Below are 12221 nucleotides of genomic sequence, written 5' to 3'. Positions count from 1 at the left end.
TGCCCTGCAGACTTAGGCCAGGCCGCGCCCGCGAATCCGCACCACCGGGATGGAGGCCCCGCTTTGCGGCGGCGGCAGCGTCAACCACAGCGCGTCGGCTTCACGCCGGAACCGCAGCTTCGGCCCGCCAAGCAAGTCGACGCGCTCGATCCGTGCATCGGGCAGCGCCTCGCCGCCAAGCGACCGGATCGCGCTTTCCCCTTGCGGCCAACCGAGCAGGATCGCGTAGAGCGCGCCGCCTTTCGTCGTGAAGCGGATATCCTGCGCGGTATAGTCGCCGGATTCGGTGAAGGCGCCGGCTTTGGCGTTGGTCGGCCCCTCACCGAAGATTTTCCATGGACGGGTCCCGTGGATCGCTTCGGAGTTGACCTTCATCCACGCGGTGAGTCCGGCCAGTAGCTCCTCCGATTGCGGCGGCAGGCTGCCGTCGGGATATTGCACGACGTTCAGCAGGAGGTTGCCGTTCTTGGAGACGATGTCCGCGAGCATACCGATCACTTGCTTCGCCGTCTTGAAGCGATCGTTCTGGTTGAAGAACCAGTCGCCGTTCGACGTGTCGGTCTGCCAGGGCAGCGGGTTGATTCCCTCCAGCGCGCCGCGCTCGACATCCTGCACGCCGGCCTTCGGAAGGAATTCTCCGGGCCCTTGCTTGTGCGCATAAACCGCTTCGAGCTTTCCGGAGCGGGCGATGCTGCTGTTGTAGAGATGCGCGACCATCGTCCGGCCAACGTCGCCGAACGGAATGCCGCCGTCCGAATAGAGCAGGTCAGGCTGATAATTGTCGATCAGGTCGCGGATGCGATCGAACCAGCGGCGATGGAACTTCGGGTTCTTCGTGTACCAGGTATCGGCGTGGCCCCGGTACGGCTCGTCCCGATTGTCGTGGTACAGGTCGGCATAACGCGGATCGGCGCCGTCATAGTCCGCGTCCATCTTTCCCCAGAACTGGTCGAAGAGATGGTTGGGATACCACCAGCAATAGCTGGCACCCAGATGTTCGGACACGCCGAAGCGCAGGCCCTGCCGCGTCGCAGCTGCCTTCCAGGCACCGACGATGTCGCGCTTCGGGCCCATCACCGCCGCGTTCCAGCGATGATGTCTGGAATTCCACAGGTCGAAATTGTCGTGATGAACGCCCATCGACACGAAATATTTGGCGCCGGCGCCCGCATATTTGGCCATCAGCGCTTCCGGGTCGAAGCGCTCTGCCTTCCACAGAGGAATGATATCCTTATACCCGAACTTCGACGGGTGGCCGTAAGTCTTGACGTGATGATCATAATGCGGGTGCCCGGGCGCGTAGAGATAGCGCGCGTACCAGTCGCCCTGCCCGGGCACCGCCTGTGGGCCCCAATGCGACCAGATGCCGAACTTCGCGTCCCGAAACCAGTCGGGCGTCCGATAAGCCTCGAGTGATGCAACGCTCGAATTGAACGGGCCTGGAACGGCATCGAGCCGGATGTCCCCGAAGCCCCCGCCGCTCCCTTTTGCCCGCGCTACCGCCGGCAGTCCCAGGGCCGCCGCCAGTGGCGCAAACAGAACCTCTCGCTTGCTGAAAGCAGCCATTTTCCACCTCTACCGATATTGTCGTTGGATTCCGGACACGGACGCGAGCCCTTCATCATTGCGCGCCGCTGCAGCTACAGAACCCCCTCGATCCTGAGCGCGACGCCGAAGGGATGCATCGCTCCCGCGGGCAAGGTCACGCGGAGGCCCGCGCCGTCCTGGCGGAAAGACAGGGAAGCCTTGTCGCCGACCAGAGTCACCCGCCGCACCGGTCCCTTGGCGTGGTGGCCGCCCTTGGCGAGGGTGGTGACGATGACCTCCCCCCGCTCCGGGCGGCCCAAGGTGATCGCGTAGAGCGCGTCGCCCTTCGTGGTGAAGCGGATGTCCCGCGGCGTGAACGGCTTCTGCTTGCCCTCGCTGAACATGCCGGCGGCCACGACCGTCGGCCCTTCGCCGAAGGTCGTCCAGGGCCGCGTGCCATGGATCGCGTCGGAGAACCGGCCCATCCAGCCGCCGATTTCCTCGACGATCCGCCGCTCCTCGGAGTCGATAGTGCCGTCTCCGCGAACCGGAATGCTGAGCAGCAGATTGCCGTTCTTGGAGACGATGTCGCAGAGCCGATGGATCACCTCGGCGGCGGGCAGGTAGCGCTTTTCCTCGAAGACGCGGCGATTATAGTGCCAGTCACCGATGCAGGTGTCGGTCTGCCATGGCTCGGGGCTGATCTCGCTGCGCAGGCCCCGCTCGACGTCGGCGACGATCCCCGGGCGGCGAGTGTCGTGGGGCTTGATGTTGATCACCGCATCCAGCTTGCCGTGCCACTGCAGCGACGCGTTGTAATAGTGAGCGGCGATGTCCAGGCCCGCCTGTTCGAGCGGCAGATCGAAATTGTCGAAATAGACGAGATCCGGCCGGTAGCTGTCGATCAGGTCCTTGCACCGCAGATACCATTGGCGGGTGAAGGCCGGATTGTTCAGCGGGGCCTTCTCGGTCCACACCCGGTCGTTGGCTTCGTGCCACGCGGCGGCGGCGGCGTTCGTCTCGATGCCCTCCGGCAGGGGCATGACCGAGCCGGCGTAAAGCTGCTGCGGATCCAGGCCCTCCCACCATTTTCCTTTTCCATCCACCGCGAAGCGCTTGAAGGCGTCGTAGCGCTCGCCCTTGCGCGGCCCTTCGGCGTCATAGCCGTAGGCGGTCTGGAACCAATGCCAGGCATGAGCCGAATGATTGGAGACGCCGAAGCGCAGGCCCTGCTTGCGAGCAGCCTTCGCCCATAAGCCGATGATGTCCTTCCTGGGTCCTACACGGACTGAGTTCCAGTCGTGGAACCTCGATTGGTAGGCGTCGAAATTGTCGTGGTGATTGGCCATGGCCACAAAGTATTTCGCGCCGGCCTTGGCGTAGAGATCCAGCAGGTTGTCGGGGTTCCAGTTCTCCGCCCGCCATTGGGGATAGATGTCCATGAAGCCGGTGTCGGCCGGATGGCCATAGGTCCTCAGATGGTGGGCGTAGGCGGGCTGGCCAGGCATGTACATGCTGCGGGCGTACCAGTCGCCCGCCTCCGGCACGCATTGGGCGCCCCAATGAGCCCACAGCCCGAATTTGGCGTCGCGGAACCAGTCGGGCGTCCGATAGCCGGCGTCGAGAGAATCCCAGGTCGGCTCGAACGGCCCTTTGGCGATCTGGTCGAACCCGGCAGGAACCAGATCGGCCGCCGAGATCTTGGAGGCGCCGATCAAGCCCACCGCTGCGGCGGCATTGAAAAGGTTCCGCCTCGTGATCGTCATTGCATCGCTTCCTCTCCCAAGCGCGGATTATTTCCATATATGAAATAGTGTTTGCAAATAATATTTGTCCGACTATTCCCGGACTGTCAAGATGCGCGGCGCTGGCGGAGGCGGTCGAAGGTGCGGATCTTGACGGCCAATGAAAGTGGCGGCCTGACTCAAGCGCACCCTGAGAAGCGATGGCTGTCTGCTGGTCGAAAGCTACTGAGGGCGGAGGAACGTCCGTGCGTCGGAGTTGCTTCGTCCGTGCTAAACGGATGCCCGCTTTCAAGCTTTCACCGGGCCGAACTGAACGGCAACAATTAGGGCGCTTTGCCGCCGTCGCACGTCCGTGTCCGGAATTGGGCCGGGAGCGGCCAGTCTGCCTTTGGGAAGCAGGATTGCGAGACCGGACGTTCCCGCGTCGCTTACTGAGTTGCCTCGGCGTAGCTTGCCCGTGGCAAACACACTGGCGCGGCGGTCGGAATCCGGCTGTGGCTAACCTTCCTTCCATGGAGGGCGCACAGACGTCTTTGCAGTCTCTCGGTGCAGCTTCCCCAGTACATCTCGGCCACTGCGCCAGCCTACCTTTATCACTTTACACCCTTCGTCCTCGCCGCCACTTCCGCCGCCTGCTCGGTCATCTTCTTCAGGATCTCGGCGAATTGCACGCGGAACATGTCTTCATATTTCCCCGCGTCACCCTGGGGGTGTCCGGCGAAGTAGTTCTTCCCGATGAACGGCTCCGCCGCCGCGCGCTTGCAGGCGTCGATCGCCGTCCGGATCGGCCCCATCGCATTGTCGACGAAGCGCTGCCGCGCCGGCTCGAACCCCGCCGGGTCCCTCTGGGCGGCGGATAGCGCCTCCAGCCCGCGGTCGAGCCGGCCCGGATCGTCGGCCCCAATCCGAAGCCGTTTCGCCGCCATCACCACCTCGACCCAGCGATTGAGCTCGTCCACAGGCGCGGCGGAGCCCAGCAGATGCCCGGAGATCCTGTCGCGCATGACAGCGTCCGGCTGCGGCTTCATGCGCGTAAAGCCGAACGAGGCGCACATGTCGCTCGCCGTGGCGAGGCCCGCCTGGATGGCGATCTGCGCCTCCTCCGTTCGCCAGTCCATGTCTTCAGCCCGGGCCCCCGACGAAGCGCCCAGCAATGCAACGGCAAAAACGATCTTGTGCATCCTGCACTCCGCTATGACCCTCGCTTTGTCGCCGAACAGCCTTTCCGCAAGCCTAACGGCCGCAATTTCGGCCGTAAGCAGTCCGGCAGCATTTAGGCTCGTTAGGTCTGATAGCTGCGGTATCGGCACGGGCCGGCGCAACGACCGAAAAACGCCACACAGCCCGCGAGGCTGGTTCGAGCTATGCTCGAAGGCGGACGCTCGTCCGCAATGGGTGCTTCAAGAACTTACGCCAGCCGGGTCGTGCCGAATTGCCTAAGGCGGCTTGGTGGCCAAGGATTAAGCCGATATGGCGTCGACAGGTCGGACTGTTCGCAACAGCAGCGCCTGCAGGCGCTTCACCAGCGCCGACCTTCCCATGGGCTTTTGCCTGGAGGTCTCATAGTCGATGCTTCCGTGAAAACCGCTGAACAGGAACGCCGCCGTAAACGCGCAATCTTCGAGCGCCCAGGCGTTCGCCGCGTTACCCAGCTCGAGCAATTTCGCGAGCTGCCGGGTGGTTTCGCCTAGCGGAATCGCCTTTGGCGAGGCGGACACGGGCTCATGGAATGCGAGGCGAACTGGGTCAACGGCACGACCTGCATCGACACCGGTTGCGTGTTCGGCGGAAAGCTGACTGCGCTGCGCTATCCCGAGCTCGACCTGGCCGAGGTACCTGCGCAGCGCACCTATTACGAGCCGATCCGGCCGTTGGCATCGCCGGCGACGGATACCGGCATGGCGCCGAACCAGCTCAACCTCTCCGACGTGCTCGGCAAGCAGGTCATCGAGACGCGACACTATCATCATGTCACGGTGCGCGAGGAGAACTGCTCCAGCCCGCCATCAAATGCCGCGGCCGGGAGTATCTGCGGATCATCTACGGCCCGCATTATGATCGCCCTGAGAAATTCGAACGGCTGAAGAAGCGCGGCTTGGGGCACAAGCGCTCCATGGCGCTTCGCGAATTCGCGCTGGGGCTGGAAGCGCTGCATCGCTTCGTGGCGCATGCACCGCTGACGCGGGTGCATCAATGCGTGTTCGGCGTGCTGGCGATGGAGAGCGAGCCGGTCGATCCGCGGTTGTAATGGCGCTGGCCCTCCGGAGCCGGGCCAGCGATTGCGGACTATTGCCAGCCAGATCATGCCGCCAGTGGTTCGAACTTGGCAAATTGCTGGGTGCTCGGACAGTCGGCGCAGTCGCGGGCCGGATGCATGCGCTGATGCAACCGCAGTTGCCGCGGCAAGGCTTGGATATCCGCTGGACTATGCAGATCGTCGACTGAAACTCCGAAATGCTCGGGCGCGAAGCTGCACGGGGCGATGCGGCCGGCCTCATCGATAAACAAAAAGGTTTCCGCCACTCGGCAGTCCGTGATGGGCAGTGGTCGCCCCGCGACCGTGTCAGCGAACCGCTCCAGATAGGAGGCCCCGCCGACCAACGTCGTTCCCATCTGGCCGAGTTCGGCGCGCAGCCGTGGCACCTCAGCCGCAAGCTGCGCGACATCGTCGAGGCGCAGGCGATGATCGGGATAGAATTCGGGGCGGTCGCGCCCGCCCAACTGATTGAAGCTGATTTCGTCGACTCCCCAGCCGGCGAGTGTGCGGCACAAGGTGGCGAAACCGTCGATGTTGTCGCGCATCAGCACGATGTTGGCGCGCACCTTGAGCCCCGCGCCCACGGCGTCCCGCTCGCCTGTCAGCGCCGGCACGCTCTGCGCAAGCTTCCCGAACGCGCCGCGCCAGCCGCGCATGGCGTCATGGAAGTTGCCCATGCCGTCGATACTGATCGTGACCTCGCTATAGCGCTGCACAAGCTCCGCTCGCACGCGCGGCGCACCCAGGCGGGTCCCGTTGGTGGTCAGACTAAGTCCAATGCCTTGGCCGGCTGCGCGCTCGTCCAGCTCGGCACGCGGCGCCCACAACAACGGCTCGCCGCCGAGCCAGCTCAACAGCACAGGACGGCCGGTTTCGCTCCGCCACGCGCCGAGCAGGTCGATGAGCCGCGCGACCTGCGTCGGATCCGCCTCTTCCCGCGGCAAGCTCAGGCGCTTGTCATATGCGCAGAAGGGGCACGCCAGATTGCAGTGATTCGAGACGCGCCACAGGACAATCATGCCGCTGCCTCCATCCGGACCGGCGCATCCGCAAACTCATCGGCGATGACTTGCTCGATCGGTCGCGCGATACCGCGGGTAAGTCGCGTCGGCACTTCGACCGCGAATCCACGCGCGACGAGGCCCTCGATGGCCCAGCGTACGCAATAGTCGGCAGCGACGCCGATCACCGTCACTTCGGTGACGCCCCGCGCCTTCAGCTCTGCAAAGAAGGCCTCCCGCGCAACCTGCTCATCTGTGGCGACCGCCGCAACCGCGAGATCGGGCTCGGCCCACATGTCGAACACGCCCTTTTCGAGTCGATAGACCGGGATGGCAGGATCGATCGCATCTGGATCGAGCACATTCTCCCACCCCGGCGTGCCCTTCTCGCAATGTGGTGGAAACTGTTCGGCCTCCGCCGAGGTCGCATAGATCGCAGGCACGTGCGTGTCTGCAGTGAAGAGCACGCCGGCCACGTCTTCGGAGCGCAGGCCCGCGAGCCAAGCTTTCATCGGCGATACGATCGCCTCCGCTTCAGCCACCGGCAGTGCCCCGTCGGCCGCCACGAAATCCCGCTGCATGTCCACCACGATCACGAAACGCTTCATGGGTCATCTCCTTGGCATTTGACATATACGCATATCGCACATAAGTAAAGCGCATAACGCGTATAAGGTCGAGCCGATGGACGAAGCTGCCTTTCTCGAAAACTATGATCCCGCCGCGTACGAACGCCCGTCGGTCGCCGTGGATTTGATCCTGATGAGCGTGGTCGATGGCGCGCCTGCCGTGCTGCTGACGCGACGCGACCAACACCCGTTTGCGGGGGCATGGGCGCTGCCCGGCGGCTTTGTCGGGATCGGCGAAGGCCTCGACGAAGCGGCGCACCGTATCCTTGTCGAGAAGGCGCGGATGTCGGATGCCTATGTCGAGCAGCTCTACACGTTCGGGGCAGTCGATCGTGACCCGCGGACGCGGATCATCAGCGTGGCCTATTTCGCGCTCCTTCCGGCCGACCGCTTTACCGCTGCGCTGAAATCCGCCCCCGAACTCGCCCTCGCGGAACTCACCGTGCCGTGGCCCGGCGAGACAGGAGGCCCTGTCGAAGCGCGCATCGGCGACGGCGATCCGCTGGAGCTTGCGTTCGACCACGGCGCGATGCTCAGCCTCGCGATGCGTCGCCTGCGCGGCAAGCTCGACTATTCCGGAATCGCCTTCGCTCTCCTGCCCCAGCGCTTCACGCTGCGCGCGCTGCAGGACATCTACGAAGCGATCCTCGACACCAAGCTCAACAAGCCCGCCTTCCGCCGCCGCATGCTCGATCGCGGCTGGCTGGAAGCGACAGGCGAGCGCGAGACCGGCGCGTCGTTCCGTCCGGCCGAACTCTATCACTACCGAAAAGCAGAAGGGGAACAATGATGGCACATGTCCGCAATTTCGGCTTCGCCGCCCAGCTTCGCGCCGACGCGAGCAGCCATGTCATTCGCTATCGCAACGGCCGCGCGCGGCAGAGCGGACGCGGCCTCGTCTTCTGGTTCCGCCCGGAGACCGCCAGCATCGCCGAGCTGCCGATGGATGACCGAGAGATGGCGCTGTTCGTCAAGGGCCGCAGCCAGGACTTCCAGACAGTGGCGGTGCAGGGCACGCTGACGTGGCGCGTTGCCGATCCCGAGCTGCTCGCGGCGCGCGTCGACTTCACGATCGGCCTGCGTAGCGGCAGCTGGACCGCTGAGCCGATCCAGCGCATCGAGACGCGCCTTGCCGGCCTGGTCAACCAAGCCGTGTTGCAATATCTCGCGCAGGCACCCGTGCAAGCGCTGCTCGATGCGGGGCCGGATCCCCTACGCGGCGCGTTGCAGGCGGCGCTGGCGCACGATCCCGCGCTAGGCGAGATCGGTCTCGAAGTCGTCGCGATCCGGCTCACCAACCTCGCACCCAGCGCCGAACTGGAACGCGCGCTCCAGACGCCGACCTTCGAGGCGCTCCAGCAAAAGGCGGATCAGGCGACGTTCGAGCGCCGGGCCCTCGCCGTGGAGAAGGAGCGCGCCATCGCCGAGAACGAGCTCGCCAACCGGACCGAGCTCGCCCGCCGCGAGCAGCAGCTGATCGCGGAGGAAGCCGCGAACGCCCGCACGCGCGCAGCGGGCCTCGCCGAAGCGCAGCAGGTCGAGGCAGCGGCCGAGGCGGAGCGCATCCGCACCGTCGAGGGCGCGAGGGCAGAGGCCGAGCAGGCGCACATCGCGATCTACCGCGACCTGCCGCCCGCCGTCCTGCTCGGCCTCGCGGCGCGCGATCTGGCGGGCAAGCTTGATACGATCGAGCATCTGAACGTCACGCCCGATCTGCTGGCCAGTCTCGTCGGCGAGTTCCGCCGCGAAGCGCCCGCGTTGCCGGCGCGGTGAGGGCGCGATGCCGACCAACAGCCCTCGCGCGGTCTTCGTCACTCGGGAAAGCGACTATGAACTGCTGCTCGCGCGCCATGCGACGCGCGAGCAGGCACGGTTCTTCCTCGAGACGCGGGGCCAGCGGATCGAGACGCTCGAGGATCGCGACCGCCAGCTGCACGACGCCTTGAAACAGGCGCGGCTGGCGGTGCCGGACGATTGGCGGCAGGCGCATGTGCGCCGTCCCGATCTCGACCGCTTCCTGTTCGGCCCGGAGGATCTGATCGTGCCCGTCGGCCAGGACGGGCTGGTCGCCAATGTCGCCAAATATCTCGCCGGCCAACCCGTGCTCGGGGTGAATCCATCGCCTGACCTCTATGACGGCATCCTGGTCCGGGTGTCGGTGCGGCACCTCTCAGATCTGCTTCGCGCCAGCACCGCGGGGCGAGCGCCGACCGAGCGCCGCACGATGGTCGAGGCCCGGCTCGACACGGGGGAGCGGCTGCTCGCGCTCAATGAAGTGTTCGTGGGCCATCGCAGCCACCAGTCCGCGCGCTACAGCATCACGGTCGGCGAGGGCCACGAGGACCATAGCTCGAGCGGTCTGATCGTCGCATCGGGAACCGGCGCCACGGGCTGGGCCCGTTCGATCATGGAATCGATTGGGACGCACCTGCCGTTGACGCCCGAGGAGCGCGCCGTCGCCTATTTCGTCCGCGAGCCGTTTCCGAGCATCGCCACCGGCACAAGCCTGCGTTCAGGCAAGCTAGCCGGCGAGCCGATAGAGGTCACGTCACGGATGAACGATGGCGGCGTGATCTTTGCGGACGGGATGGAGCAGGACTTTCTGGTATTCGACTGGGGCCGCCGCGTATCCGTGGCTCCCGCTGCCCACGCCCTTCACCTCGTCACCGGCTGAGGATCGACATGCCCGTCACCGATATCGCGACTCGCGTCTACAATCATGGCTGGCGGCTCGATCCGGTCGTCCGAAGCCTGCTCGACACCGACTTCTACAAGCTGCTGATGCTGCAGATGATCCGGCATCTGCATCCGGACGTGCAGGCGACCTTCTCGCTGATCAATCGCAGCAAGTCGGTACGACTGGCGGACGTGATCGACGAAACCGAGCTGCGCGAGCAGCTCGATCACGCCCGCACCGTGCGTTTCTCGAAGAAGGAGTTGATCTGGCTGGCCGGCAACAGCTTCTACGGCAAACAGCGCATGTTCGCGCCCGACTTCATCGCGTGGCTCGCCGATTTCCGGCTGCCGGACTATGAGCTGCGCAAGGTCGACGGCCAGTTCGAGTTGCACTTCGACGGGCCGTGGACGCACACGACGATGTGGGAAATCCCGGCGCTCGCCATCGTCAACGAGCTACGTTCGCGTGCCGCGCTCAAAGGCAAGGGCCGCTTCGAGCTCGACGTGCTCTATGCCCGCGCCAAGGCCAAGCTCTGGGAAAAGGTCGAACGGCTGCGCCAGCTCCCCGACATCATCATTTCAGACTTCGGCACCCGCCGCCGCCACGGCTTCCTCTGGCAACGCTGGTGTGTCGAGGCGCTCAAGGAGGGGTTGGGCACGCGCTTCATCGGCAGCTCGAACGTACTGCTCGCGATGGACAACGACCTCGAGGCGATCGGCACCAACGCGCATGAGCTGCCGATGGTGCTGGCCGCGCTCGCCGCCGACGATGCCGGAGTCGCGGCCGCGCCCTATCGGGTGCTGGAGGAATGGCAGGCGCATTATGACGGCAACCTGCTGATCGCGCTTCCGGACGCCTTTGGCACCACCGCCTTCCTGCGCCACGCCCCCGACTGGCTCGCCGACTGGACCGGCTTCCGTCCCGACTCCATGCCCCCGATTGAGGGCGGCGAGCAGATCATTGCGTGGTGGGAGGCGCATGGCCGAGATCCTCGCACCAAGCTGCTGATCTTCTCCGACGGGATGGATGTCGACAGCATCGAGGCGACCTATCGTCACTTCCATGGCCGGGTGCGGATGAGCTTCGGCTGGGGCACCAACCTCACCAACGACTTTCGCGGCTGCGATCCCGATGGCGGGCACGAGCTGGAGCCGATCTCGCTCGTTGCCAAGGTGACCAGCGCCAACGGCCGTCCCGCCGTGAAGCTCTCCGACAATCCTTCCAAGGCGACCGGCAATCCTGCCGAAATCGAGCGCTACCTGAGGATCTTCGGGCAAGATGGTCGAGTGCAACAGGCCGTTGCAGTTTGATCGACCGAAAGGGATTCAGATCACAGGCTCGCAGTGGGTGTTCGAACAGTAATCGAACGGCTGCCACCTAATGCGGCGAAAGCGCGACGGAAGGACCTTGAGCAGGGTCATGTCGGAAAGGGGCTTTTTCACGTCCTGGCCGGGAAACACGAGGTCGCTGATTCCGGCTCTATACCTCTGGGCGCGTTCGAACACGGCTACGGCCGGCTGCGACAGTGGCACGACATGGACCTTCCCCATTTTCATGCGGGCAGCCGGGATGGTCCATAGGGCGGCTTTCAGATCAAGCTCCGCCCAGGTCGCGCCGCGAATCTCTCCCGATCGGGTGGCGGTCAAAATGAGCGCTTCCAACGCAAGCCGACCGACGGATTCACGTTCTCCAAGCTTTTCGACGAAAGCCGGAACGTCCGCATAGGGCATAGCGGCAAAATGGCCGTCCTTCTTGGGCTGGCGAGGCAACCCTTTGGAAAGCGACCGCATCGGCGCTTCGGTGGCCCGAAACCCTTTGGCGCAAGCCCAATCGAGAACCGTGCCAATACGTTGTCGTACCCGCCTCGCAGTCTCTGGCTTTGACAGCCAGATCGGGATCAGCACGTCTCGAATCGCTGGCCCCTCGATCTTATCGACGGTCAGATCGCCAATCTTGGGGAAGGCATAGGTCGTTAGGGTCGCAATCCACTGGTTCTGACGCTTGCCGTTCTTCCATGCCCTTTCATGCTCTTCATGAACCAATTTGGCCGCTTCGCGGAACGTCGGGATAGCCTGGCGTTTTTGTTTGCGCTCTGCGACCGGATCGATCCCCTGCGCGATTTTCTGCCGCGTGGCGAAGGCCGCATCGCGCACGTCCTTTTTCCCACACTTCATGTGAGATTGTGTCGGATTGAGTGAAACGCAGCGGAACGAAAAAACCACCGATTTCTGCGGTTTTCTAGCAGATTTTAGGGAGTTTGGCGAGCCCTGCGGAGGGCGCTAGTGGCGGAGCGGGAGGGATTCGAACCCTCGATACGCTTTTGGCGTATACTCACTTTCCAGGCGAGCGCCTTCGACCACTCGGCCACCGCTCCGCATTCCCCGG

General features: G+C 64.5%; 13 protein-coding genes and 1 tRNA gene. 6 read left to right on the top strand and 8 right to left on the bottom strand.

From position 1 onward, the window contains the following. Positions 1-12: 12 nt before the first annotated feature. From BR78_RS0115855 to BR78_RS0115840, 4 genes are all read right to left on the bottom strand, one after another. Positions 13-1566: an alpha-L-fucosidase gene (locus BR78_RS0115855; protein ID WP_025587360.1), complete on the bottom strand. Its 1554-nt coding sequence runs from the start codon at positions 1564-1566 to the stop codon at positions 13-15. Between the two features lie 74 nt (positions 1567-1640). Continuing rightward, positions 1641-3293 (bottom strand): alpha-L-fucosidase, encoded by a 1653-nt coding sequence (locus BR78_RS0115850; RefSeq protein WP_025587362.1) that lies wholly within the window; start codon positions 3291-3293, stop codon positions 1641-1643. A 572-nt stretch (positions 3294-3865) separates the two neighbouring features. Continuing rightward, positions 3866-4453, bottom strand: a complete 588-nt coding sequence (locus BR78_RS0115845; protein ID WP_029937049.1) for a hypothetical protein — start codon at positions 4451-4453, stop codon at positions 3866-3868. A gap of 279 nt (positions 4454-4732) precedes the next feature. Continuing rightward, positions 4733-4990: a hypothetical protein gene (locus tag BR78_RS0115840; RefSeq protein ID WP_051683358.1), complete on the bottom strand. Its 258-nt coding sequence runs from the start codon at positions 4988-4990 to the stop codon at positions 4733-4735. A gap of 6 nt (positions 4991-4996) precedes the next feature. Between BR78_RS0115840 and BR78_RS21045 the strand changes: the two genes are divergently transcribed. Further along, entirely contained in the window at positions 4997-5356 is a 360-nt protein-coding gene (locus tag BR78_RS21045) for a hypothetical protein (RefSeq protein WP_049811788.1), read from the top strand. Beyond that, positions 5263-5520 (top strand): hypothetical protein, encoded by a 258-nt coding sequence (locus tag BR78_RS22355; RefSeq protein WP_331280252.1) that lies wholly within the window; start codon positions 5263-5265, stop codon positions 5518-5520. Before BR78_RS21045 ends, BR78_RS22355 begins: the two co-directional genes overlap by 94 nt. Before the next feature lie 53 nt (positions 5521-5573). Here BR78_RS22355 and BR78_RS0115825 read toward each other — a convergent pair whose 3' ends face one another. Next, a complete protein-coding gene (locus BR78_RS0115825) occupies positions 5574-6548 on the bottom strand; it encodes a radical SAM protein (protein WP_029937048.1) in 975 nt (324 codons plus the stop codon). Continuing rightward, on the bottom strand, positions 6545-7138 hold the full coding sequence (locus BR78_RS0115820; protein ID WP_029728522.1) for a cysteine hydrolase family protein: 594 nt from the start codon (positions 7136-7138) through the stop codon (positions 6545-6547). The genes BR78_RS0115825 and BR78_RS0115820 overlap by 4 nt, the downstream gene beginning before the upstream one ends. Before the next feature lie 76 nt (positions 7139-7214). Between BR78_RS0115820 and BR78_RS0115815 the strand changes: the two genes are divergently transcribed. Genes BR78_RS0115815 through pncB form a run of 4 tightly spaced genes read left to right on the top strand, consistent with a single transcriptional unit; the run spans position 7215 to position 11146 of the window. After that, positions 7215-7949 carry an NUDIX hydrolase gene (locus BR78_RS0115815; protein ID WP_029728521.1) on the top strand — a complete coding sequence of 245 codons (735 nt, stop codon included), beginning with the start codon at positions 7215-7217 and terminating at the stop codon, positions 7947-7949. Then, positions 7949-8932, top strand: coding sequence for an SPFH domain-containing protein (locus tag BR78_RS0115810; protein WP_029724385.1), 984 nt, complete (start codon positions 7949-7951; stop codon positions 8930-8932). The genes BR78_RS0115815 and BR78_RS0115810 overlap by 1 nt, the downstream gene beginning before the upstream one ends. A 7-nt stretch (positions 8933-8939) precedes the next feature. Beyond that, positions 8940-9833 carry an NAD(+)/NADH kinase gene (locus BR78_RS0115805; RefSeq protein ID WP_029728520.1) on the top strand — a complete coding sequence of 298 codons (894 nt, stop codon included), beginning with the start codon at positions 8940-8942 and terminating at the stop codon, positions 9831-9833. A gap of 8 nt (positions 9834-9841) precedes the next feature. Next, positions 9842-11146, top strand: a complete 1305-nt coding sequence (gene pncB / locus BR78_RS0115800; RefSeq protein ID WP_029728519.1) for a nicotinate phosphoribosyltransferase — start codon at positions 9842-9844, stop codon at positions 11144-11146. 15 nt (positions 11147-11161) lie between these two features. Here pncB and BR78_RS0115795 read toward each other — a convergent pair whose 3' ends face one another. Next, positions 11162-12010: a tyrosine-type recombinase/integrase gene (locus BR78_RS0115795; protein WP_081855809.1), complete on the bottom strand. Its 849-nt coding sequence runs from the start codon at positions 12008-12010 to the stop codon at positions 11162-11164. Between the two features lie 109 nt (positions 12011-12119). After that, positions 12120-12210: transfer RNA gene (locus tag BR78_RS0115790), tRNA-Ser, on the bottom strand. Positions 12211-12221 lie beyond the last annotated feature (11 nt).

The sequence above is a fragment of the Sphingomonas sp. UNC305MFCol5.2 genome (assembly GCF_000712135.1).
Classification (GTDB): Bacteria; Pseudomonadota; Alphaproteobacteria; order Sphingomonadales; family Sphingomonadaceae; genus Sphingomonas.
This window is presented reverse-complemented; position numbering and strand designations above follow the sequence as displayed.

Coding starts and splice junctions, on each gene's coding strand:
- BR78_RS0115815 (WP_029728521.1), top strand. CDS start 7,215: ATGGACGAAGCTGCCTTTCTCGAAAACTATGATCCCGCCGCGTACGAA.
- BR78_RS0115795 (WP_081855809.1), bottom strand. CDS start 12,010: ATGAAGTGTGGGAAAAAGGACGTGCGCGATGCGGCCTTCGCCACGCGG.
- BR78_RS21045 (WP_049811788.1), top strand. CDS start 4,997: ATGGAATGCGAGGCGAACTGGGTCAACGGCACGACCTGCATCGACACC.
- pncB (WP_029728519.1), top strand. CDS start 9,842: ATGCCCGTCACCGATATCGCGACTCGCGTCTACAATCATGGCTGGCGG.
- BR78_RS0115850 (WP_025587362.1), bottom strand. CDS start 3,293: ATGACGATCACGAGGCGGAACCTTTTCAATGCCGCCGCAGCGGTGGGC.
- BR78_RS0115845 (WP_029937049.1), bottom strand. CDS start 4,453: ATGCACAAGATCGTTTTTGCCGTTGCATTGCTGGGCGCTTCGTCGGGG.
- BR78_RS0115825 (WP_029937048.1), bottom strand. CDS start 6,548: ATGATTGTCCTGTGGCGCGTCTCGAATCACTGCAATCTGGCGTGCCCC.
- BR78_RS0115855 (WP_025587360.1), bottom strand. CDS start 1,566: ATGGCTGCTTTCAGCAAGCGAGAGGTTCTGTTTGCGCCACTGGCGGCG.
- BR78_RS0115810 (WP_029724385.1), top strand. CDS start 7,949: ATGGCACATGTCCGCAATTTCGGCTTCGCCGCCCAGCTTCGCGCCGAC.
- BR78_RS0115820 (WP_029728522.1), bottom strand. CDS start 7,138: ATGAAGCGTTTCGTGATCGTGGTGGACATGCAGCGGGATTTCGTGGCG.
- BR78_RS0115805 (WP_029728520.1), top strand. CDS start 8,940: ATGCCGACCAACAGCCCTCGCGCGGTCTTCGTCACTCGGGAAAGCGAC.